The sequence below is a fragment of the Pseudoalteromonas sp. HL-AS1 genome (assembly GCF_031198785.1).
GTDB lineage: Bacteria > Pseudomonadota > Gammaproteobacteria > Enterobacterales > Alteromonadaceae > Pseudoalteromonas > Pseudoalteromonas distincta.
The window spans coordinates 2,168,756-2,191,679 of record NZ_CP133569.1; the positions used below are offsets into that span (position 1 = coordinate 2,168,756).

The 22,924-nt window shown below is 38.7% G+C and carries 16 protein-coding genes, 9 tRNA genes and 2 pseudogenes; 2 read left to right on the top strand and 25 right to left on the bottom strand.

What is annotated here, in order from left to right; all coding sequences use genetic code 11:
* Nucleotides 1-80 precede the first annotated feature (80 nt).
* The 4 genes and pseudogenes from RB214_RS10055 to RB214_RS10070 form a co-directional block, all read right to left on the bottom strand.
* Nucleotides 81-1,105, bottom strand: a pseudogene (locus RB214_RS10055) (alkaline phosphatase D family protein).
* Entirely contained in the window at nt 1,102-2,229 is a 1,128-nt protein-coding gene (locus tag RB214_RS10060; protein WP_309166561.1) for an alkaline phosphatase family protein, read from the bottom strand. The pseudogene RB214_RS10055 and the gene RB214_RS10060 overlap by 4 nt, the downstream one beginning before the upstream one ends.
* Nucleotides 2,230-2,352: 123 nt before the next feature.
* Nucleotides 2,353-4,626 (bottom strand): TonB-dependent receptor domain-containing protein, encoded by a 2,274-nt coding sequence (locus RB214_RS10065; protein ID WP_309166562.1) that lies wholly within the window; start codon nt 4,624-4,626, stop codon nt 2,353-2,355.
* A gap of 194 nt (nt 4,627-4,820) precedes the next feature.
* Nucleotides 4,821-5,864 (bottom strand): alkene reductase, encoded by a 1,044-nt coding sequence (locus RB214_RS10070; RefSeq protein WP_309166565.1) that lies wholly within the window; start codon nt 5,862-5,864, stop codon nt 4,821-4,823.
* A 224-nt stretch (nt 5,865-6,088) separates the two neighbouring features.
* On the opposite strand from RB214_RS10070, the gene RB214_RS10075 reads away from it, so the two are divergent.
* Nucleotides 6,089-6,478 carry a DUF2750 domain-containing protein gene (locus RB214_RS10075; RefSeq protein WP_002962412.1) on the top strand — a complete coding sequence of 130 codons (390 nt, stop codon included), beginning with the start codon at nt 6,089-6,091 and terminating at the stop codon, nt 6,476-6,478.
* A 66-nt stretch (nt 6,479-6,544) separates the two neighbouring features.
* Here the strand turns inward: RB214_RS10075 and RB214_RS10080 are convergent, their stop codons facing one another.
* Together RB214_RS10080 and RB214_RS10085 are read right to left on the bottom strand one after the other, a co-directional pair.
* Complete coding sequence (locus tag RB214_RS10080) at nt 6,545-7,414, bottom strand: alpha/beta hydrolase (protein WP_309166567.1); 870 nt, start codon at nt 7,412-7,414, stop codon at nt 6,545-6,547.
* A gap of 106 nt (nt 7,415-7,520) precedes the next feature.
* Nucleotides 7,521-8,846: pseudogene (locus RB214_RS10085) on the bottom strand (OprD family outer membrane porin).
* Nucleotides 8,847-9,469: 623 nt separating this feature from the next.
* Between RB214_RS10085 and RB214_RS10090 the strand changes: the two are divergent.
* Nucleotides 9,470-12,148, top strand: a complete 2,679-nt coding sequence (locus RB214_RS10090; protein ID WP_309166569.1) for a CHASE domain-containing protein — start codon at nt 9,470-9,472, stop codon at nt 12,146-12,148.
* Nucleotides 12,149-12,218: 70 nt separating this feature from the next.
* On the opposite strand, the gene RB214_RS10095 is transcribed toward RB214_RS10090, so the two are convergent.
* The 19 genes from RB214_RS10095 to ruvC all read right to left on the bottom strand — a co-directional run bounded on the left by RB214_RS10095 (nt 12,219) and on the right by ruvC (nt 22,875).
* Nucleotides 12,219-12,308, bottom strand: a tRNA-Ser gene (locus RB214_RS10095).
* A 176-nt stretch (nt 12,309-12,484) separates the two neighbouring features.
* Nucleotides 12,485-13,525, bottom strand: a complete 1,041-nt coding sequence (gene nadA, locus RB214_RS10100) for a quinolinate synthase NadA (RefSeq protein ID WP_002962419.1) — start codon at nt 13,523-13,525, stop codon at nt 12,485-12,487.
* Between the two features lie 141 nt (nt 13,526-13,666).
* Nucleotides 13,667-13,742 (bottom strand) — tRNA-Lys (locus RB214_RS10105).
* A 63-nt stretch (nt 13,743-13,805) separates the two neighbouring features.
* Nucleotides 13,806-13,881: transfer RNA gene (locus tag RB214_RS10110), tRNA-Lys, on the bottom strand.
* Nucleotides 13,882-13,965: 84 nt separating this feature from the next.
* A tRNA-Lys gene (locus RB214_RS10115) sits at nt 13,966-14,041 on the bottom strand.
* A gap of 24 nt (nt 14,042-14,065) precedes the next feature.
* A tRNA-Lys gene (locus RB214_RS10120) sits at nt 14,066-14,141 on the bottom strand.
* An 83-nt stretch (nt 14,142-14,224) separates the two neighbouring features.
* Nucleotides 14,225-14,300, bottom strand: a tRNA-Lys gene (locus RB214_RS10125).
* Between the two features lie 85 nt (nt 14,301-14,385).
* Nucleotides 14,386-14,461: transfer RNA gene (locus RB214_RS10130), tRNA-Lys, on the bottom strand.
* Between the two features lie 84 nt (nt 14,462-14,545).
* Nucleotides 14,546-14,621 (bottom strand) — tRNA-Lys (locus RB214_RS10135).
* Nucleotides 14,622-14,691: 70 nt separating this feature from the next.
* A tRNA-Lys gene (locus RB214_RS10140) sits at nt 14,692-14,767 on the bottom strand.
* A 226-nt stretch (nt 14,768-14,993) separates the two neighbouring features.
* Nucleotides 14,994-15,743, bottom strand: coding sequence for a tol-pal system protein YbgF (ybgF, locus tag RB214_RS10145; RefSeq protein ID WP_193226266.1), 750 nt, complete (start codon nt 15,741-15,743; stop codon nt 14,994-14,996).
* Nucleotides 15,744-15,756: 13 nt separating this feature from the next.
* The gene (pal, locus tag RB214_RS10150; RefSeq protein ID WP_002960636.1) at nt 15,757-16,299 is read right to left on the bottom strand and encodes a peptidoglycan-associated lipoprotein Pal; all 543 of its coding nucleotides are present in this window, start codon (nt 16,297-16,299) and stop codon (nt 15,757-15,759) included.
* Between the two features lie 34 nt (nt 16,300-16,333).
* Nucleotides 16,334-17,692, bottom strand: coding sequence for a Tol-Pal system beta propeller repeat protein TolB (tolB, locus tag RB214_RS10155; protein ID WP_165743054.1), 1,359 nt, complete (start codon nt 17,690-17,692; stop codon nt 16,334-16,336).
* A gap of 9 nt (nt 17,693-17,701) precedes the next feature.
* Entirely contained in the window at nt 17,702-18,628 is a 927-nt protein-coding gene (tolA, locus tag RB214_RS10160) for a cell envelope integrity protein TolA (RefSeq protein ID WP_309166574.1), read from the bottom strand.
* Nucleotides 18,629-18,632: 4 nt separating this feature from the next.
* Nucleotides 18,633-19,061, bottom strand: a complete 429-nt coding sequence (tolR, locus tag RB214_RS10165; protein WP_002960641.1) for a protein TolR — start codon at nt 19,059-19,061, stop codon at nt 18,633-18,635.
* Nucleotides 19,048-19,752 carry a protein TolQ gene (gene tolQ, locus RB214_RS10170; protein WP_002960643.1) on the bottom strand — a complete coding sequence of 235 codons (705 nt, stop codon included), beginning with the start codon at nt 19,750-19,752 and terminating at the stop codon, nt 19,048-19,050. Before tolQ ends, tolR begins: the two co-directional genes overlap by 14 nt.
* A gap of 963 nt (nt 19,753-20,715) precedes the next feature.
* The gene (gene ruvB, locus RB214_RS10175) at nt 20,716-21,723 is read right to left on the bottom strand and encodes a Holliday junction branch migration DNA helicase RuvB (RefSeq protein ID WP_002960645.1); all 1,008 of its coding nucleotides are present in this window, start codon (nt 21,721-21,723) and stop codon (nt 20,716-20,718) included.
* Nucleotides 21,724-21,730: 7 nt separating this feature from the next.
* Entirely contained in the window at nt 21,731-22,348 is a 618-nt protein-coding gene (gene ruvA, locus RB214_RS10180; protein ID WP_002960647.1) for a Holliday junction branch migration protein RuvA, read from the bottom strand.
* 2 nt (nt 22,349-22,350) lie between these two features.
* The gene (gene ruvC / locus RB214_RS10185; RefSeq protein ID WP_007378888.1) at nt 22,351-22,875 is read right to left on the bottom strand and encodes a crossover junction endodeoxyribonuclease RuvC; all 525 of its coding nucleotides are present in this window, start codon (nt 22,873-22,875) and stop codon (nt 22,351-22,353) included.
* Between the last annotated feature and the right edge of the window lie 49 nt (nt 22,876-22,924).

Here is a 22,924-nt window from a genome sequence, read left to right on the forward strand (position 1 = left end):
ATAAATCAGAGAGTTAAGAACTAATTTACAGATTTTTATACGCACAGCATCTATTTTATATACTGTGCGTAGTAGTGAGTTTATTTATAAGGGCTAATACTTGATAAACTAAAGTCACTTTGCATTATTACTTCGCCATCAATGCCTTTTAATTTAAGTGAAATAGTGGGATCAATTTGCTGCCAGTCTATGCTTAAATCACCGTAATTTACGTTATGAGTAAAATCCCCTACTCGGTGTTTATTAGGGCTTACGTCTTTCCATTTTTCAGTTAAGCCAGAGCTGGTCATCTCAATTAATGGGCAATCAAGGTTTTGCTGATACTTTGATATTTCACCCCAGTGCGTATCGCCGCTGATGATCACTACCCCATTTACTTTATGCTTTTTAATCAATGCAAATAAACGGTTTCTATCTTCAGGAAAGTTTGCCCATGACTCCCAACCTGTAAAATCGGGTAAAAGCTGTAAGCTTGAGGCAATCAATTTTATTGCAGCAGGCTTTTTAAGCTCTTGTTCAAGCCATTGCCACTGGGACTATACGGGCCTTGGTTATTTAACTTACGTTTAGTGTAGTATTCAAGCTCACCTACATGGTTTAGCGCATCACGATTCCAACGTAAATCAGGCATTATTACTTGTATGGTTTGCTCATTTTCACCATACATGTACGAGGTATAAATTCCATCAGGGCGAGTGCGACGCGCTGAGTTCGCAGGTTCATCCCAAAAACTAAGCATAATTTGACGTGATAGCTCTTTATGCGGATACTCTTTACCTGCATCGTTTTGGCCATAATCGTGGTCATCCCACATAGCAATAATAGGCGTTTGCGCTTTTAACGTTTTAAAACCAGGCTTTGCCCCTAAGCGTTGGTACTTATCGGCAAGTACATCCATAGCGTTGGTATCGCCGTAGATATTGTCACCCAAAAATATAAACAAATCCCCCTGCTCTTTGTTAATTGCATTAAATATGGGTATGTTTTTATCTTGATGCCCACACGAACCAAACAGAATTTTAGATGGCGCGGCAGTAATACTTGCGCTAATAACCAAACTCAACGCCAAGGCAGTTAGGGTTAATGTTTTTAATAGGTTCTTCATTTTAAAATCTCGCTAATAGCAGGCGCCATATTTGAATTTATTTCATTTGGATTCTGCCCAAGCGCCTTTAAAACGGTCGCCGCTATTTGCGCTTGTTTAAGCTCATTTTTAGTTTTAATTAAGCCACTACCTTTTATTGCGGGGCCAATGGCTGCAAGCCAAATATGTTCAGAGCCGACAATTCCTTCTAGGTAGGTATTTTCACCTAACTCTAGCTCAGCAAGTGCACGTTTAGAGCTGTGATGTTGCCAATCGTTGGCATTATTGCCACGGCCGTGATCAGTAGTAATAATTAGTGTGGTGTTATTTTTATAACCTGCTGTAGTTTGAATGGTTGCCCATAAGTCTTTTATAAACGCGTCACTTTGCCTTGCCGATTTAAGGTATTGATCGTAATGTCCATCATGCGCAAAGTCATCGGTTTCGCCTAAACTTATCACTAACAACTTAGGCTTTTTAGCCAACATATACGCTTTAGCAAAGCGATATGTAAAACTGTCTAGTCGTACGTTATGCCAAGGACTGGGGATTTCATTTTGTAACGCATTTAACAGCGGCGCATCGGTGAATAAATTCTCTTCAATTGACATAAAACCTGCATTTACATACACGTTACTGCGCTTAGTATTTACAATGTATGGGAATACATCCCAACTGCCAAATAAGGCAGTGCTATCTTTAAACTCCGGTAACTTATCTAAACGCTCTAAAATAGTTTTATTTGGGTTGAGCACTTTGTTATTACTATTTATATTTTCGTCAACTTCACCGGTGAGTATTTCGTTATAACCAGGGTATGAAAAATACCACGGGTTACTTACCGACATAGTAGAGCCGTTAGCTCTATCGCCAATAATTACGCCTTGTTTAGCCACTACTTGCGTTAAAAAAGGCATAAGTAATTGCTGGCGCTCATTTGCTGTTTTTGCCCAAAATTGTCTCTTTAATTGCTCTGGCTTTTTAACAAAGTCAGTATTATTAATTAAGCTATTATCAGCCCCATTAAATACTTCTTGCCAGCGTACTCCATCAAGCGTTATCAGCACTACATTTTGCGCCGCATTAACCGCATTGCTTAATAATACAGTTAAGCTAAATACCACTACTTTTATTATTGAGTTCATAATATGTGTGTACCTTTTAAAAAAAGCCCATCAGTGATGGGCTTTAAAATATTTACTATTTAACCTGAACTCTGGTTAAGAGTTTACTAACATAATTGAATAATAAGTTGCGTACTTTGAGTATTAAAAAGTAGCACTTAAAGTCACTGCCGCTGTACGCGGAGCACCTATAAAGTAAGTGGTACCATTGCCTGTACCGCCAGCTAGATAGCTTTTATCTGTCACGTTATAAACTACAAATGCAATATCTAGTGCTTTAAATGGGCCTGCATTTACTTCTGCTGAGTAACCTGCATTTAAATCCAGTACAGTGTAGCCGTCAACCTCACCACGTTCGCCGGTGTATTTAGCCGACAACCCAAAACGAAAATCCCCACTGTAGTAGTCTGTCGATAGCACGAATAAGTCATCGACTGAGTCAATTACTTTGTCACCTGCTTCAAAGCCTGGCGCGTCGCCCTTGTACTCTGAGTCGTTATTTGTATACGAGCTATATATATTCCACTCTGAATTAAGCATATAACTTGCAGAAAGCTCTAAACCTTTAGACTCAATACCACCTACATTTAAGTAAGAGCCATTAGTGCCTATTGTGTAATCAATACCGCCTGTATCGCTACCAGGTGCAATAAAGGTAATACGGTTATCAAACTCTATTGAATACGCTGTTGCTGTTAGTTTTAACGCATTATTTTGATAGCGCACACCAAGGTCAATATTCTCAGCGGTTTCAGGCTCGATGGCTGATAAATCCGAGCTATCACGTTCTAGTACACCGTCTTTAATAGCCGCAAAATTTTCGCTGTAACTGGTAAATAACTCTGTAGAGTCATTTAACTGATACAAAATACCGCCACTGAACAATATGTCTGAATCACTATTTATTTTTGCTGTGGTTGCATTTTGATAATGATCATACTTTTCAATATCAACAAGGTACTTTTTAACACCTAAGTTAAGTGTAAAATCACCAAGCGCCATTGAATCTTGCGCATACCATTTTAGAGTGTCAGTTTCAAAAGTGTTTTTGTATTGTGTCCAGTATGGAGTGCTATCAAAGTGATGATAAATACGCGCATCAATTACCTTGTGCCAATCACGAGATTCTTCACGGTCACTTTGTTCATACCATAAACCTGCTTCTATATCATGCATACCAAAAGTGGCTTGGTAGTTTGCCGTTAAACCAAGGCGGTCTTTTTTGTAATGCGTATGGCGATACGACATAACAGGTGTTGCTGTATCGTCGTAACACGCAGGATTTAAACCAGGACCCGACTCCCATGGCCAGCTCAAACTTTGCGTACAATCGGCATTGGGTGCAAGCGGGTTGCCTTCACTATCAGCAAAACCATAAGAGCCTGCATTAGTGCCACCCTCGGTTGTTGGGTTGCCATTTTCATCAACCGGCGTTGTTAAATAAGGTGGGATCCAATCTCCGCGACCTGAATTTTTATGATAATAAGGGCTAACAGTTAATAATGAAGTTGGCGAAATAGCGTATTCAAACTTTAAATAACCTAAGGTATTTTCACGTAGCGTCCCCCAACCTTCGGCAAACATTTGGTCAAAATGCGGAACTCCTGTCCAATTCCATGTTAGCTGATCCCAATCGGGTGTTTGTTCAAACTGCTCAAGGCTTACGCTGTTATAGTTTGTCTCGCTTACATCATCGTAAGATAAACGACCAGTAAGTGTTAAATCGTCAAAATTAGATACAAACTTAAGCTCTGCGTGTTGGTTGTCTTTGCCCCCATTACTGCCTGAACCAATCCAGCGGCTTGTATCGGTTTGCGAGTAACTTACGTACGCTTGTGTGTTATTAAAAACAGTGCCTGTTTCGTGTTTAATATAATAACGCGTGGCATCGTGACTGCCTGATGTATAAGCAAAGGTAGTGCCTTTTTCAAGGCTTGGGTCTTTACTTACAAAGTTAAATGTCCCGCCTAGTGCTTCAAGTGAAGCCGACTTAATATCAGACGTACCTTGACCTACTTCTACCGTTGCTAAATTTTCACTCTCCAAGTAACGGTTAGCTTTAGCACCACCGCCGTAATTAGAGCCACCATTGGGAATGCCATCAACGGTCATACCTAATTGTTGTTGGTTTCCATCAATACTAAAACCACGCATAGTGATTGTAGTAGACCAATCGTCGCCACCAAATGCATCACCTTCGTTTATGCTAATCCCTGGTAAGTTATCAATAACCGATAATATGCTCGATACCGAACTTTGCTGCTCAAGCATTGCAGGCTCAATAACATTGTTAGCGTAGCTCGTTGGTTTAGCTACAACGGTTACTTCTTCTATGGTGTTGTCGTTAGCATAAGTAGATGTTGATACCGCCATGGCAATAGCCATGCTCAATAGCGATTTGTTTTTTAAAGCGTACATTGTTGTCCCGTTTAGTTTTAATTATGAAATATGAAAACGAGCACAGTATGAATTTTAAATATGACAACGAGGATGAACTTTATTTACATAAAGGTTAAACAAATATGGAAGATTTATGGCGGGAATATGTACAAAAAAAGACACTCAAAGGTTTAACTTTGGGTGCCTTAATAACTAAATATAATATTTAGCTGTTACTTCAATTCAGCTAGCATTTCATCGCTGTAAGGTACTAACTCTTCACCGTTTGCAATTTTGCTAATGTAATCTGGGTTTGCGATAAGTGGGCGACCGATAGCGATTAAATCAAACTTAGCATCGTTAATTGCCTCTTTTGCTGACTCAAAAATATAGCTGCCTACGCCTACTAATGTACCTTTGTAGCCTGCACGTAAAAATTCAGACGTCGTTTTACCTTCAAGCGAATCAAACGTTGTACTGTCGTCAAAAATACCGCCGTGTAAATATGCTAAATCTCTCTTCTCAAGCTCTGGTAATAAGTAATCAAATACCGCTTTATCACGGTTATCTTCGCTCATATTAAAATAAGCACCCGGTGTAACACGTAAAGCAGTACGCTCATTACCTACAGCAGCGATAACTGCATCGGTTACTTCTAGTGCAAAACGCGACATATTTTCAGGCGTTTGACCGTATTCGTCGCTGCGTGTATTTGCAGCGTAATGTAAAAACTGGTCAATCAAATACCCGTTAGCACCGTGAATTTCTACCCCGTCAAAACCCGCTTCAATCGCATTTTCTGCCGCTTTTGCGTAATCAGCTACTAGGCCCTTAATGTCATCTATAGTCGCTGCTTTTGGTGTGATATATGTAAGCTCACGCATACGAGGTACAGAGCCTTCAACGCCAATTTCTGATGGTGCCAGTACATCGCCATCAAAAAAGTGAGGATGTGCAACACGGCCAACATGCCAAAGCTGTGCAAACATTTTGCCGCCATTAGCGTGCACTGCGTCTGTTACTTTTTTCCAACCTTGAATTTGCTCACTGGTAAATAAACCTGGTGTATTTGGGTAACCTTGCGCGTCTGGACGAATAATAGTTCCTTCGCTAATAATTAAACCGGTTTCGGCACGGCGAGCATAATATTCAACCATATCTTGTGTTGGCACTAAGTTATCGTCAGCCATACAACGCGTTAATGGCGCCATAAGTACGCGGTTTTTAAGCTCAATCGTATTATTTAGTTTAAACGGAGCAAGTAAATCCGTAGTCATTTTTCAATCCTTCATTAAGTATATGCTTACTACAATGTGGCCTTTTTACAAACATTCAAGCTTATTTTGAATGTTCGCTCAAATTAGTTGTGACCTATACTGCTCAATATACAAATTAGATCTGCATTGCTGAAATTAAATAGCAACTTTTCAACACTCTGTCATATAACTCGATATACTTGTGTGCATATAATTTAGATATAGTAATTAAGAGTGAGCTAATTATGACAACGCCAAATTTAAGCGAAGAACAAGCAGTAATTTTAGGGCTTGGGGCAAAAAAACGCCTAGCCTATATGTTCGAAACCGTACAACAATTTAAACAAGTATGGATTTTAAACGATGATGATGGCTGCGTTATGCTTGCCAACGAAGATGACGACTGTGTGCCAGTTTGGCCAACTCGCGAATTTGCAGAAGCATGGGCAACTGGCGAATGGGCTGGCTGCAGCGCTAAAGCAATTCCACTTGCTGACTGGTTTAGTCGCTGGACACCAGGCCTTGAAGAAGATGACCTACTTATTGCAGCCTTCCCTACAGAGGAAGACGACGGCACGATATTGTTTTCAGATGAGTTTGAAAAACAATTAAAAGCACCAAAGAAAAAATATTAAGGTTCAAAGCCTAAATACTCAGAGTTATTAATTTATAAACGCGGCACTTAATTTAGTGCCGCGTTTTTATTGGCAATTTCTAAAATCCAAATAAGCCTGCGTAATAGCATCTGGATTTTCTACTTGCGGATAATGCCCAAGCTCTACAAGCTCTTGTACGCGCGCATTCGGAATAAGCTTTTTATAATGTTCAATCATGTGCTTACCAGAGATGGGATCTTCTGCGCCTGCTATAAACGTAAGTGGTATATTGCTATTTATGATGGCACCAACCCAACGTTCTCGGTTTTGCTGCCTCTGCTTTATATAACTAATGAGTTTAGGCATAACGGCTAAACCATCTTTATAAATTAGCAACTCCCAAAGTGTGTCTACCACTTGTTTTGAAGGCGGTGTACTTTTACTAAAAATAGTCACTAAATTATTGGCAAATTTTTGTTTATTCATTAATTTTGGCACTATCCAACCTAGCTTTGAAAGTAAAAGCTTTTGTATAAATAATGGTTTATACACCTCAGGAAATAACCCACCATTTAAAAAACACACGCTGTTTATTTTAAAGTCACTTTGGCTAACCACTTGCCTTGCTAATAACTCTTGAGCCACAGTATCGCCATAGTCATGAGCTAAAATATGTACATCATTAATATTTAACGTTTTTAAAAATTGGGTATATAAGTCGGCTTGTTCGGTAATTTTATAAGTAGCGTTTATTGGTTTATCTGACAAACCAAAACCTAGCATATCGAGCGTAATTACAAAATAATGTTCACTAAGCGTTTGCCACATACCTTCCCAATCCCAGCTAGCACTTGGAAAGCCATGTATTAAAAGCAGCGCAGGCTTAGTTATATCACCAGCTATTTTTGTAAATATTTGATGGCCAGAAATATGAGTGAATTGGCCCTGCGATTGCCACTGTTGAAGAGAAAACATATATTAGCTTTATTTTTATTATCTATTTGTTAGTTTTATCATAGTGGTAATTAATAAAGGAAATAAAACCAATGTATAAATTTGCATTGGCTTATTAAACGTTATTTTAAAATTTAATAGTGTAATCTACATAAACTCGGTGGTCGGCTCTGCCGCCTTTAACACCATCAACGCTGCCTGATTTTTCGGTTGTATAATCTACAAATAACCAGCGCAAACTTAAGCCTTTTATTTTCTCAACTTTATAGCGCGTATCTACAGCCCAATATTTTTCGTCAGCTGTGCCAGCTAACTTACCCAACGCAGAGTTTTCAGCATCGCTACCGCTTGTGTAGTAAAACTTTGTTGTTAAACCTGGCGATACTGCTTTTAAATCAATGCCAAAACGTGCCTGCCACGTTGCCTCGTTTTGATTTGTTAAATCGGCACCAATCAATGAGCGAGTTGGAAATGGGTTTGTACCATGATCGCCACTAAAGTTATCTTCAATCCAAGCATCACTTACCTTAGTAAATGCCGCACCTACACTCCAAATATCTTTTTTCCAATCAGCATCTAAGTAATAGGCAAATCCATCGTTTTTACTTTTAGTTAAACCTGTTAATGCACCAGGTGCATCTTCATCATCTAAATCGCCGCCCTCTGCGCCTGTTACAAATAAATCACCATCATCTTGTTAGGTAAATATGCCAGTTGAAAGGGTTAACTTACTTTGCTCAAATTTAATGTCGTAACTGATTTTTAATCCCATTTTACTTAGATAATTGTGGGAATTTAAATATTCAGCCTCTAATGTTATGTCGTCTTTTTTATGCGTAGCACCTACGCCCCAAATTACGCTAATGGCGCCAGGTGCCGATTGGTCGATAGAAAAATCTTCCCATCTATCATCATGTCGACGGCTCCATTTATCGTATACGTAACCATATAATTTAGTGTTGCCAATTTTGTAATCGCCAAAAACGCCTCTAAAAGTATTAGGAATAGCACGGCTGCCTGAGCTTTTTAAAAGCATACTTTTGGTTTTTTGCCCACCTACTTTAACGTGACCGTTGTTGCCCAATTTAAAATCTAAAAAATATTGACCAAATTTAGAAAAGCTATCGTCTACTCCGCCACTCTCATTACCTGCTGGTAAAATATTACCTGCGGCTGAACCTGTAGAGTTAATATTCATTACGGTGTAAGTCGATACACCCACACTCAATAAATCATTTATATAACCCGATGTGTAATTGAGCTCTATACCTTGAGCAAAAGTTGAATCGTCACTTGCGTCGTTATCGTAGTCACGGTCAAAATAAATTGATCTAAGTTTTATATTAAATTCATCTTGTTCTGTCAGCCCATTAACAGCAGCATACGAAGGAATAGAAATACATGTTAATACTGCGCCTGTTGCCGCAAGTAATTTAGATACTCGGTGAGCCATAGTTATCTCCGTTACCTTGTTTTTTTAAGTTTTTACTGTGCAGCACATAGGAATATGTATGCTTTTGACCTACACGGCAAACATGTCATAAGGTGATTACATTTCAAGTAATTACATTTTTTTCATGCTAGTAAATATAGAACAATATAAATTTATAATGTTTTAATTTTTATATTATAAAATATTAAGAGTTTGTTTTATTACGGATGAATTGTAAAAACTGGTAAAGATTACCTCTTACTCACTCGTATCTAAGTCGCTAATTTTATTTAAAAAACATCATAATATTAATTTAATTTTACTTGATTTAAACTTACCTAAGTAAAGTTATGAGCAGCTGATTTCTTCTAAAAATCAATAAGCACAAAAACCAGCACCTTTTGCTACTACTTTTGTTGGTATCTATAAAGTGATGCAAAATTTATAAATTATTATATTTATATGCACTTTAATTTTATCTTGAGGCTTAAAATCAACTTTTTAGACTCCCCCTACTCTAAACCTCTATAAAATATATACATTCCAATTAATAACAAAGTTGTGTCTTGAATAATAGGTGCTATATTTATCACGTTATTAAAATAGAAACACACTTACTGCGGCTCATGAAAAAGGATTAATTAATGATTCAAGCACGACCGGTTAATAAAGGGTTATTAATCTCACTGCTTCCTCACGTCATTTTATTAGTTGCGGGCATTATACTTACCTACTTTGCTCATATTAAACACCAAGAAGCCATAAAAAATAAAATAAACAATGCGCTTGATAACCGCCTATCCTCGCTTTCTACAGGTATTAACAGTAGGCTCGATTTGTATCAATATGGGCTATTTGGTTTAAAGGGCTTTGTACATGGGATAGGTGCAAATAACTTAAACTATCAAGCCATAACTAACTACTCTGGGAGCCGTAACTACGCTAAAGAATCTCCTGGAGCTAATGGTATTGGCTATATAAAAAAAGTTGGCGTTGAGCAATTAAATAAATTTTTGAATGATGCAAAAAACGATAGACCCGATCAGACATTTAATTTGAATACACTCGTAGCGACTAGTGATGAGCATTTTATAATTCAATATATTTTTCCTGAGCAAAAAAACTTACAAGCAATTGGATTAGATATTGGATCTGAGAGCATGCGCAAACAGGCAGCACTGAATGCTGCCATAAATAATACAACCCAATTAACGGCGCCACTGACTTTAGTACAAGCGAATAAACTCTCGCAACAAGGCTTTTTAATATTAGTGCCAATATATAAAACCATTACTATTTCTGATAATAAAAAACAGCGCCTTAATGAGCTTTTAGGTTGGGCATATTCGCCGTTGTTAATTGATAAAATTTTAGACTCACTTTCACACCTTGACGAAAATCAACTAACGATAAGTGATATCAATAACAATACTGAGACTGATTTTTTTAGTTATGGCATAAAAAGCAAAACTAACGATTATCAATTAACTAAAATTATAAAATTAATGGGTAGAACGTGGAAAATTACCATTGATGCCTCAGACGCCTTTATTTATAACCTTCATCTTCCTAGTCGGTATCAAGCCATTGTTAATGGCTCTTTCGCCACTATTGGCTGTATGTTTGTAGTTTTTTTAATGCAATTGTTTATTTTTAGAAGAAACCAAAGAATTAAGAGAAAAACACTTCAGGCTAAAAAAAATAAACTCGCATTGCAGCAAGCAAATTTAAAACTAGAAAGCGAAGTTAAACAACGTACTCAAGAAATAGCCGATATGAACATGCTCCAACAAAGTATTTTAAACAGTGCTAGTTATTCAATTATTGCGACCGACACAAACGGCTTAATCACTCTATTTAATCCCGCCTCTGAAAAGTTATTAGGCTACAAAGCGCAAGATGTTATTGGCATTAAAAACCCTGGCATATTTCATTTAAAAGAAGAAATTATAAAAAAAGCTAAACTACTTAGTGCTGAATTAAATAAACCTGTACCCCCTGGATTTGAAGTATTTATCCTAAAAGCAACAGCAACAGAGCCAGATATTAATCAATGGACATACATTTCTTCTACAGGCGAGAAAATACAAGTTAATTTAAGTGTCACTTCGTTGTTAAATAACGAAGGAGACACCGTTGGCTACTTAGGTATTGCTTACGATTTAACAGAACAAATTGACCACGAGCAAGCCCTTGGTCACTCAAAAGAACTTGCTGAGCAAGCATCGCAGGCTAAGTCTGAGTTTTTAGCAAATATGAGCCACGAAATACGAACCCCGATGAACGGTATACTTGGCACATTACAACTATTACAAGAACAACCGCTTAATGAAAAATCAAAAGAGTATTTAAAAAAATCACTGTATTCAACTCGAGCTCTCACCACCATTATTAACGATATTCTTGATTTTTCTAAAATAGAGGCCGGCAAGCTTTCATTAGAGCATAAGCCTTTTGATTTTTTTGAACTTATTCATCACTTAGAGTCAGACTTAGGTGTGCAAGCAACAGATAAAAACATTTACCTTAAATTTGTGATTGATATTGAGTACAAGCATTGGGTGGGCGACCCAGTTAGACTCAGACAGGTATTTTTAAACTTAATATCTAACGCGATTAAGTTTACATCTCAAGGTGGCGTTACAGTAACGTTTAGGCTAACCGACGAAAAAAAAATATGTTGTTGTATATCAGACACCGGAATTGGAATTTCTGAGCAAGCAATTGATCGATTGTTTGAACGCTTTGAACAAGCTGAGCAATCAACCACGCGTGAATATGGTGGTACGGGCCTTGGCTTACCCATCACTAAATCATTAATAAGCCTTATGAATGGCGAAATTAAAGTAACAAGCCAGTTAGGTTCAGGGAGTCAGTTTTATGTGTACCTACCATTAAAACAAGCACAGGTGGATGACAGTACATTAACAACCAAAAATATTGAGTTTCCTGACCTATCTGGAGAAATTATTTTATTAGCTGAAGATAATAAAATAAATCAGCTTGTTGCAGCTGCGATGCTTGAACCAACTAAAGCCACCATTATTATTGCCAACAATGGTTTAGAAGCGATTTCATTATACGAGTTACACAAACCAGACATTATTTTTATGGACATTCAAATGCCAAAAATGGATGGTCTTCAGGCATGTAAAAAAATTAAAGCGCTTAATAGCGAACAAATTGTTATTGCATTAACTGCTAATGTTTTTACAGAACAAAAAGAAATATACAGGCAGTTATTTGATGGTTACGTTTCAAAACCAATCGAAAAACATGAACTTGTCGGCATGTTATCGACACTTTGCTTAGTAAATAATTAGTCATTCTGAGGGCATTAAAAAACCCAGTTATTGTTACCTTTCGATATTAATAACTGGGCTCTAAGAATAATGGTGGAGGGAGAGGGATTCGAACCCTCGTTAGGGATAAACCTAAACACACTTTCCAGGCGTGCGCCTTCAGCCACTCAGCCATCCCTCCACGGTGCTGCAATTGTGTAATGCAACAGCGCGCTATAGTATGAAATAGACCCTTAAGGTGCAAGGCATTTTTAAATTTGGGCCTTTAAATGCTTACTAATCAAGCAACACTTACCTATAGGCACAAAAAAACGGCTAAATCTAAGACTTAACCGTTTTTAATTTATACTTTAAAAGTTACTTAGCCATGCTCGCAGTAAACTCAAGCATGCGATTTAAGGATTTAAGAGCGCCTTCGCGTAAATCCATATCAACGAATACTTCTTTGCCTTTAGGACTTATGAGGGCTTCTTCAATCGCTTTTAAGCCATTCATTGCCATCCAAGGGCAATGTGCGCAACTTTTACATGAAGCGCCCTCACCTGCCGTAGGAGCCGCAAAAAACTCTTTATCTGGACATAGTTGCTGCATTTTATAAAAGATGCCGCGATCAGTTGCTACAATAAACTTTTTATTGTCCATTGTTTGCGCTGCTTTGATTAATTGGCTCGTAGATCCAACCGAATCGGCAAGAGCAACTATTTCTGCTGGTGACTCAGGATGAACTAAAACGCCTGCATCTGGGTGTAGCGCTTTCATGTCTTTAAGTGCTTTTGTTTTAAACTCGTCATGTACAATACATGCGCCATTCCACATAAGCATATCAGCACCGGTATTTTTTTGAATATAACTACCAAGGTGCTTATCTGGGCCCCAAATGATTTTTTCGCCTTGCTCATCGAGGTGCTCTACTATTTCAAGTGCACAGGATGAAGTTACAATCCAATCTGCACGTGCTTTAACAGCCGTAGAGGTGTTTGCATATACAACTACTTTACGATCAGGGTGCTGATCGCAAAACGCAGAGAACTCGTCTATCGGGCAACCAATGTCTAACGAACATGTTGCTTCAAGCGTTGGCATAACAACCGTTTTATTTGGCGTTAAAATTTTGGCTGTTTCGCCCATAAATTTTACGCCCGCAACAATAATCATATCTGCATCGTGACGTGCGCCAAAACGCGCCATTTCTAGCGAGTCGGCAACGCAGCCGCCGGTTTCTTCAGCAAGTGCTTGAATTTCAGGATCGGTATAATAATGGGCAACAAGTACTGCATTTTTATCTTTTAGTAATTGTTTTATACGCGCTTTATATTCGCCTTGCTCGTCTTGTGTTAACGGTGCTGGCTTAGGGGGAAAAATATAACCTTCAGGCATAATAGTTTGAGCTAGACTCATGTTCTCGACCACTTATCTACAGTGCATTAATTAGGGCGAATTATACGAGAATATGAAAGCAAATAACAGCAAACTAGTAAGGCTGTTTATAAAAAATAAAGTGGGAAATTAAAAAAGAATATAAAGGAAAGTATTAGAGAGTGGTGGGTCATGATGGATTTGAACCATCGACCAATTGATTAAAAGTCAACTGCTCTACCAACTGAGCTAATGACCCGCTCTAATATAAATCTGCTTTGTAAAAAGCTTGCGTAAATCCGCCGATTAAACTGTCATAGAATGGTGGGTTATGATGGATTTGAACCATCGACCAATTGATTAAAAGTCAACTGCTCTACCAACTGAGCTAATAACCCAATCTATGCGCTTATTCAATTAAGAGTGAAGCTTACGTATATCCGCCGATTGATACCAAACACTATTCACAAGGAATAAAAGAATGGTGGGTCATGATGGATTTGAACCATCGACCAATTGATTAAAAGTCAACTGCTCTACCAACTGAGCTAATGACCCGCTCTTATATAACTTTTCATAGAATGGTGGGTTATGATGGATTTGAACCATCGACCAATTGATTAAAAGTCAACTGCTCTACCAACTGAGCTAATAACCCGCTCTATGCACTTATTCAATTATGAATGAAGCTTACGTAAATCCGCCGATTGATTCCAAACCGTATTCACAAGGAATAAAGAATGGTGGGTCATGATGGATTTGAACCATCGACCAATTGATTAAAAGTCAACTGCTCTACCAACTGAGCTAATGACCCGCTCTATTGTTGCGTTTAAATGCAACTTACTACTTTGCGTAAATCCGCCGATTTGAACCAGTCATTATTCACAAGGAATAAAGAATGGTGGGTTATGATGGATTTGAACCATCGACCAATTGATTAAAAGTCAACTGCTCTACCAACTGAGCTAATAACCCATTCCAGTTGCTAACTTATTACTAAGTTAAAGCTTACGTAAATCCGCCGATTGATGCCAAACCGTATTCACAAGGAATAAAGAATGGTGGGTCATGATGGATTTGAACCATCGACCAATTGATTAAAAGTCAACTGCTCTACCAACTGAGCTAATGACCCGCTCTGACGTTGCGTTTTATAACAACTTAGTATTGTACGTATATCCGCCGATAAAAGACCATTCAAATAATGGTGGGTTATGATGGATTTGAACCATCGACCAATTGATTAAAAGTCAACTGCTCTACCAACTGAGCTAATAACCCGCTCTTTTTGTCGCATTTCGAGTGGGGTAACCATTCGTTTGCTGCGGGCGCTTATAATACTTATTTATAAAATGAGTGCAACCGAAATTGTCTCTTTTTTTAAGTTTTTATGTCTAGATGCACAAAATTAAACCGTTTGTGCTCAAACTACATGCAAATCCAAGATTCTTCGAGAGTTTCCATGTAGTTTGCTCGCCTTAACTAGAAATTTAATCGCTGGTGAACTTTAGTTTCCCAAACGATCAGTTGCTAGTTTTGCAGCGGTAGTACTTGGGTATTGATTGATAAGATCGCTCAATATTTTTTGTGCTTGCGCCGCTGAACCTTGATCTTGTAAAAGTGTGCCTAACTTTAGCATTGCATCTGGACGTTTATTAGAATTTGGAAATTCGTTAACAACCACTTTAAAATGCTCTACCGCTTTTACGCCATCATTTTTAATAGTAAGCAACTGCCCTAACCAATAATGCGCGTTAGACGCATATACAGAGTTTGGATAGGTAGTTAAAAACGTTTGAAATTCAGGAATCGCTTGATCATAACGTTTATCTTTCATTATTAACGCAACAGCACGCTCGTACGCTTCATTTTCAGATAAGTCACTGCTGTAGCTCTGTGCATCGCTTGGCTGCGCCTGATCGACTACTGGAGCTGCTGTTGGCTGTGTATAAGCCTGGCTCACGCGGTTTTCAATCTCTTGATACAACTCACGCTGACGCTGCAGTACTTTTTCAAGTTTGTAGCTTTGCTCTTCAGTTACACCGCGAATTTGACTTACTTCGTCTTGTAACAAGTTAAGTTGTTGCTGTAACTCTACTTGTAAAAAGTTACGCGACTGCATCATATTCTCAAGCGACGCTAATCGCTTCTCAATACTTGATTGTGAATTTGCAGCTTCTGAAACAGGAGCGGGAGCAGCCATTAACTGGGTGCTCCCGCTCAATATCATGGCTGCCAAAATAATTTTCGGCTTCATAATATCTCTTATCTTAGTAAACTAGTACCGCACGGCGGTTTTTAGCGAAAGCTGATTCAGTGCGAGATTTAACCATTGGCTTCTCTTCACCGTAGCTTACCACTGACATTTGGCTAGCTGAAACACCTAAGCTTAATAGGTATTTTTCAACTGCTTGGCCACGGTGCTCACCTAGTGCAATGTTGTACTCTGGAGTACCGCGCTCATCTGCGTGGCCTTCAATTAGTACTTTAACTGATGGGTTTTGAACTAAAAACTCAGCATGTGCACGAAGTAAATCTGCGTACTTACCTTCAACAGTTGCTTTATCAAAGTCAAAGTAAATTACTTGCTCTTGACGAAGCGCTTCGTACTTTTGACGAAGTTGCTCTTCTGCTTGTTGCTCAGGAGAGATTGTAGCTACTTCAACTGTATCAGTGTTAGTTGATTGCTCAACAACGCCTTGATTTGATTGGTTTGCAGCACCTTCATCAATATCAGAAGATGAGCTACAAGCTGCTAATGTCATTACTGGCACAGCGATTAGCAGGCCTTTAAGTATTTTGTTAAGTTGCATTGAGTAGATTCCTATTTTGAGTAAACCAGTAATATTACTGTAAGTATGGCGACCAAGCTGGCGCCTTTACTTGTCCGTCTAGCACAGGTAACCGTGCTTTAAAGCGGCCGTCCATCGATACTAGCGCAAGTACCTGTTTATTATTATGGAGCGTGCTGTATATAATCATCGAACCATTTGGCGCTATGCTCGGTGATTCATCTAGGCGTGTTCTCGTTAATACTTGAAACGCGCCTGTAGCCAGCTCTTTCTTAGCAAGATGGTACTGCCCGTTGGTACGGTTAACCATCACTAATTCTTTTCCATCTGGTGTTATAGAACCAGCAAGGTTCATATCACCATCAAAGGTGAGTCGTTGTGACCTACCTGTTTTTAAATTTAACTTATAAATCTGAGCATTACCACCCCTTTCAGATGTAAACACAATATCTTGGCCATTAGGGTGCCAAGATGGCTCAGTATCTATGCTACGATGATTTGTTAAGCGTGTTTCTTTACGTGTAGCAAGGTCAAGCATGTAAACTTCTGTCGCACCCGTCTTATCCTTAGAAAGCACTAATAATAGCTTTTTACCATCTGGCGAAAACTGCGGTGCACCATTAATACCACGGTAGCTTGCTATTATTTCACGCTTACCTGTGTATATATCTTGAATGTAAATTTGGCTTTGACGGTTTTCAAACGTTACATACGCTAATTTAGTACCATTTGGTGACCATGCTGGCGACATTAATGGTTCTTTTGAACGAAGTAACACCTGTTCGTTAAAACCATCGTAATCGGCAACAACTAACTGATAAGGTTTAGGATCGTTATCACGTACTATTACATATGCAATTTTAGTTAAAAACGCGCCCTTTTCACCCGTTAGCTTTTCATAAATTACATCACTAATGCGGTGTGAATAACGACGAAAACCACTCTCGCCAATAACACTTTCACGCGCTTCTAAAATATGATCTTGGCTTTTAACTAACTTACCGTTACTCATCATTTGCGTATTGCCACCAGTAATTTGGCCACGAATCACATCAACTAATTCATAACGGACTAAATAACGCCCATCAGTTTGTTGTTCAACCTCACCAACAAGAACAGCTTCAACACCTTTATTAACCCAAGACGCATAATCAATTTCGCCATCTTTACTTGGCTGTTGCGGCATTTGCGCCACATCAACAGGTTTAAACTTACCACTGCGCATTAAATCGGCAGCAATAACACCACTTAGCTTTTCAGGGATTGGACCAACACCTTGGTATTTAAAAGGTACAATGGCTATAGGCCTTGCACCGTCTACACCTTCTGTTATTACAATTTCAAGCGCTGCATTGGCAACACCCGTAAACCCAAACAGTAAAACTAAACAGGCTATTTTTATTTTGTTGAACATATCATTCCTTTAAAATTCTGGCTTGATTGTTAAATTAATATTCTTAAGTTTTTCGAATACGTCTTTATCTTTAGATACCGGTAATGTGTCAGCCATGCGCACTGCTCTTAATGCAGCTTCACATACTAACTTGTCGCCACCTAATGATTTAACTTGCGTTACTAAACCATTAAAGCCCAAACGAATATTAACTCGGCACTGTTGGTTTTTCATTTTTTCATCAATCAGTAAGTTTTGCTGAATACGCGCCATAATTAATGCACGGTACTTATCAACTTCGCTCACCACTTGTTGCTGACGTATTTTACTACGGGCAGCCTGCTCTTTGGCAAGTTGCTCTTGTAACATTTGCTCTTGCACTGCTTGCTGGCGTTTACGTTCGGCCTCAGCAGCACGCTCTTTTGCTTCCTCTTCACGCTTTTTGCGCTCAGCCTCAGCTTTTTTAAGCGCTTCTTCTTCAGCTTTGCGTTTGTCAGCTGCTGCTTTTGCTGCGTTTTCAGCTTCTTGCTTTTGCTTTTCGGCTTGCTTAGCTTTCGCACGCTCTTTTTGCTCAATGGCACGTGCTTTTTTAGCTTCTGCCTCGGCTTGCGCTTTTTCTTTCTCTTTCGCCTTTCGCTGTTGCTCTAACTTTTTAATATTACGTGCTTCTGATTCGCGTTGTTTGCGTGCATTGGCCGCTCTGCGTTCTAAATCACGGATGCGTTTATCTTCAGCACTTTTTTTATCTTTTTCTTTCTTTTGAAGTTCAGCAATTTTTTGCTCAACTTGTTTTTGATCAACTGTAACGGCTGATACCGCTTTATCTGGCGTAGGTATAGCCGAATTAAGCGTTACTTCCATTACTTTAGGTGTTGGCGGATGAATATTTGCAGAAGCATACAAAAACCCACCAATCCCTAAATGAAGTACTATTGATTTTACTACTGAACTATTCATACAGCTACTTCCCCTCAAAGGATTCAGTCATTAATCCTACTGATGGTACGCCTGCATTTTTCAAAAAATCCATTAGTAATAATACTTCTTGATACGACACCTTACCCGAGCCTTTAATCATTACCGGCACGTCAGGGTTTTTCATTAGCTGTAATTTTATAACCGCAGCTACATCAAGTGCTTCCATAGGCTCTTCTGGATCTGTACCTACACTCACGTAATATTTACCTTGTGCATCTATTGAGGCAATAATAGGCGGAGTATCTTTAGTATCAACTAAATCAGACTCTTCCATTTTAGGTAAATCAACTTTTACACCATGCGTTATAAGCGGTGCTGTAGCCATAAATATTATAAGTAGTACCAACATTACATCAATGTAAGGTACTACATTAATCTCTGCGACCGGACGGCGCTTTTTACGCTGATACATTCGCTTGTGCCTCTATTTGTGTAGCTGCTTGACGGTGTAAAATATTAGCAAACTCTTCCATAAAGTTAATATAGTGAGACTCAAGCTTTTCAACACTGTTTGAAAAACGGTTATAAGCAATAACAGCAGGGATCGCCGCAAATAAACCCATAGCAGTGGCAATAAGTGCCTCTGCAATACCAGGTGCTACCATTTGTAATGTAGCTTGCTTAACTTCACCTAGTGCAATAAAGGCATTCATTATACCCCACACTGTACCAAACAAACCGATGTACGGACTTATAGAACCTACTGTTGCTAAAAACGATAGACTCGATTCCATTTTTTCAATTTCACGAGAAAGCGCAACACGCATAGAGCGGTGCGTTCCTTCCATAACAATACTCGCACTTTGAAATGTATTCTTTTTATGACGAGCAAACTCTTTAAAGCCCGAAGTAAACAAAGCTTCAATGCCTTGAGACTGACCGCTGCGTGACGATATCTCGTTATATAATTTGCTTAAATCAATACCCGACCAAAACTTTTGCTCAAATTTCTTAGCATTTATTAGCGCATCCGATATTGCTTTTTTACGTTGAAATATAATTGTCCACGACATTACAGACATGGCAACTAGCCCTAACATTACTAATTGAACAAGCAAACTTGCTTCTAAAATTAGATCTAAAAAATTAAGCCCTGATCCCACGTTAAACTCCTAAATAATTTCAAAATACGGCAAATTGGTTAATTTGTGTAAATATGACCGCTTACACGGCCAAAAGTTGCATCTAGTGTATCTAGTCCATTTCAAGCTGACAACGGTATTGCTATGAATAGGCAACAAAAAACGTTAAAAAACAGCTTTAGTTGGCATTTCCCTTTGCCTCAGTATTTTATTTAAACTTTTAAACAAACTCGCTAACTGTAAATATGCGTAAATATATACATGAAACGTCATAAAATGCGCAGTTTATTCAAAATAAGAGCATAAACACTCAAAACCTATAAGCCTCACCTGTACGTAATAGTAAAACTAATACCGAGCTATAACGAAATAAATTACTTAAGTTATAAATTTCATAAACTTATAAATTTAACGATTAATTAACGCACAAGATTCAAACAACAATAAAATTCACTAAATTAGTTTTTCTAATCTGAAAATACAAATTTTCTAGTTTGAACAAAAAAGTAAACTTACGTATTATTCTCCCATACCGAGCTAGCGCACTGAATGAGATTGTTTCATTAAGCCAAGTTCTTAGTAATAGGATATTTTATCGTATTACATTGTTTTACTCTTTCTGGATAAAACCAAATTTAGTAAAACGTAGTTCCCCTGGATTACTTCCTTCAACTTGTTGTTTGCCCGCATTTTTTGCGGGCTTTTTTTTGCCTGCAATTTAGTGCGCTACATATTTTATTTATAAACTAATAATTGCCCTACCTAATTTACAATAAGTAATTCGCTTACTAGTTTGAATGGTACGCAGGATAGCTTCGCGAGTCTTAACGCCCTGTGAATTAACAGTTAACTATAAAGCGCATTTGTATTTTGAAATAACATTTGCAACAGAGTGTTGAGGTTTTGGGTATAATAATTTGAAACAAAGGGATACTGAGGAAATTACCTGCTGCGCAATAAACCACAGCAAGTAAAGTATATAGGCTAGTCTTTTTTAGGAAGTAAACCAAAGTGATGGTATGCACTGTCAGACACTATGCGCCCACGTGGTGTACGCTGAATAAATCCTTGCTGGATTAAAAATGGCTCTATTACATCTTCTATTGTTTCGCGCTCTTCACCAATAGCAGCCGCTACATTGTCGAGCCCTACTGGTCCGCCCATAAATTTTTCGATTATGGCGAGTAAATATTTGCGGTCCATATAATCAAAACCACTTTTATCTACGTCAATCATATCAAGGGCTTGCTTAGCTACATCGGCGTTTACTGTGCCGTCAGATTTTACTTGAGTGTAATCGCGTACACGGCGCAATAAGCGGTTTGCAATACGTGGTGTGCCGCGCGAGCGCTGCGCGATTTCGGTAGCGCCATCGTCACACATTTCTAAACCAAGATAATGTGCTGAACGCCCTACTATGTGCGATAAATCTTCTACAGAATAAAACTCTAATCGCTGCACAATTCCAAAACGGTCACGCAGTGGCGATGTAAGCGAGCCTGCTCGTGTGGTCGCACCAATGAGTGTAAATGCAGGTAAGTCTAATTTAATAGAACGCGCAGCTGGGCCTTCACCAATCATTATATCAAGCTGGTAGTCTTCCATTGCGGGATACAGTATTTCTTCAACTTGCGGGCTTAGCCTGTGTATTTCATCGATAAAAAGTACGTCGCCCTCTTCTAAATTAGTAAGTAGAGCAGCTAAATCGCCTGCTTTTTCAAGTACAGGGCCTGATGTTGTTTTAATACTTACGTGTAATTCATTGGCTACAATATTTGCAAGCGTGGTTTTACCAAGCCCAGGTGGGCCAAATATTAATAAATGATCGAGCGCTTCACCACGGGTTCGGGCAGCTTCAATAAAAATTTCCATTTGCTGCTTAACATGAGGCTGGCCTCTGTAGTCGGCTAAAAGTTTTGGTCTGATTGCACGATCTATAGAGTCTTCATTTGTTTTTTCAGTCGCATCAATTAAGCGATCCGCTTCAATCATGGGTTACTCACAACATAGATTTTAAAGATTCTCTAATAAGAACCTCAGTAGACATATCGGGTTTACTTATCGATTTTACTGCTTTTTGAGCTTGTGGCAATTTATAACCTAATGCAAGCAGTGCCGATACGGCATCATCCGCTGCATTATTAGCAATTGTCGCATCGCTCATTGGCTCTATTACTGCGCTGTCGCTAAATGGCGTAAATAAATCATTACCCCAATCTTTTAGCCTGTCTTTCATTTCGAGTACTAAACGCTCGGCTGTTTTTTTACCTACACCGGGTAATTTAACAAGCGATGTTGAGTCTTCGTTATTTACACAACTTACAAATTGTTTTGCCGACATGCCCGATAAAATAGCTAAGCCAAGTTTTGGCCCTACGCCATTTGCTTTTAATAGCTCTCTAAACAAGGCACGTTCAACTTTATTGTTAAAACCAAACAATAGTTGAGCATCTTCACGCACTACAAAGTGAGTGTAAACAATCGCATTTTCACCAATTTTTGGTAAATCGTAAAAACAGGTCATCGGCATTTGTACTTCGTAACCTACACCACTTACTTCGAGTAATATTTCTGGTGGCTGTTTTTCGACTAAAATACCATTTAAGCGGCCTATCATAATTATTTCCTTAAACGTCCTCTAACGGTTTTGCTTGCGCTGCCCGCTAGTTTAATTAAATTTTGTTCTGAGTGGGCGTGGCAAATCGCAATAGCGAGTGCATCCGCTGCATCGGCCTGTGGCGTACCGGGTAGTTTTAAAATATTTTTTACCATGTGCTGCACTTGTGTTTTATCTGCGCCACCGTTACCTACTACTGCTTGCTTAATTTGCCTAGCTGAGTATTCAAATACGGGTAAGTCGGCCATCGCAGCGCCAACAATCGCAGCGCCTCTAGCTTGACCTAGTTTTAAAGCTGAATCGGGGTTGTGCGCCATAAATACTTTTTCAATGGCAAAAGTTTCTGGCGAAAACTGCTCAATAAGCTGTGTAATGCCTTGGTAGATCATTTTAAGCCTAATCGGAAAAGGATGATCGGCTAGCTTAATACAGCCACTGCCTAAGTATGTAAATTTAGAACCTTGATGGGCAACAACACCATATCCGGTCAAACGTGAACCAGGATCGATCCCTAAAATGATGGCCAAACAGCGCTCCATTGTTATTATTTTTAAATTACGCCAATAATGCCAGAGC

Coding starts and splice junctions, on each gene's coding strand:
- RB214_RS10060 (WP_309166561.1), bottom strand. CDS start 2,229: ATGAACTCAATAATAAAAGTAGTGGTATTTAGCTTAACTGTATTATTA.
- RB214_RS10065 (WP_309166562.1), bottom strand. CDS start 4,626: ATGTACGCTTTAAAAAACAAATCGCTATTGAGCATGGCTATTGCCATG.
- RB214_RS10070 (WP_309166565.1), bottom strand. CDS start 5,864: ATGACTACGGATTTACTTGCTCCGTTTAAACTAAATAATACGATTGAG.
- RB214_RS10075 (WP_002962412.1), top strand. CDS start 6,089: ATGACAACGCCAAATTTAAGCGAAGAACAAGCAGTAATTTTAGGGCTT.
- RB214_RS10080 (WP_309166567.1), bottom strand. CDS start 7,414: ATGTTTTCTCTTCAACAGTGGCAATCGCAGGGCCAATTCACTCATATT.
- RB214_RS10090 (WP_309166569.1), top strand. CDS start 9,470: ATGATTCAAGCACGACCGGTTAATAAAGGGTTATTAATCTCACTGCTT.
- nadA (WP_002962419.1), bottom strand. CDS start 13,525: ATGAGTCTAGCTCAAACTATTATGCCTGAAGGTTATATTTTTCCCCCT.
- ybgF (WP_193226266.1), bottom strand. CDS start 15,743: ATGAAGCCGAAAATTATTTTGGCAGCCATGATATTGAGCGGGAGCACC.
- pal (WP_002960636.1), bottom strand. CDS start 16,299: ATGCAACTTAACAAAATACTTAAAGGCCTGCTAATCGCTGTGCCAGTA.
- tolB (WP_165743054.1), bottom strand. CDS start 17,692: ATGTTCAACAAAATAAAAATAGCCTGTTTAGTTTTACTGTTTGGGTTT.
- tolA (WP_309166574.1), bottom strand. CDS start 18,628: ATGAATAGTTCAGTAGTAAAATCAATAGTACTTCATTTAGGGATTGGT.
- tolR (WP_002960641.1), bottom strand. CDS start 19,061: ATGTATCAGCGTAAAAAGCGCCGTCCGGTCGCAGAGATTAATGTAGTA.
- ruvB (WP_002960645.1), bottom strand. CDS start 21,723: ATGATTGAAGCGGATCGCTTAATTGATGCGACTGAAAAAACAAATGAA.
- ruvA (WP_002960647.1), bottom strand. CDS start 22,348: ATGATAGGCCGCTTAAATGGTATTTTAGTCGAAAAACAGCCACCAGAA.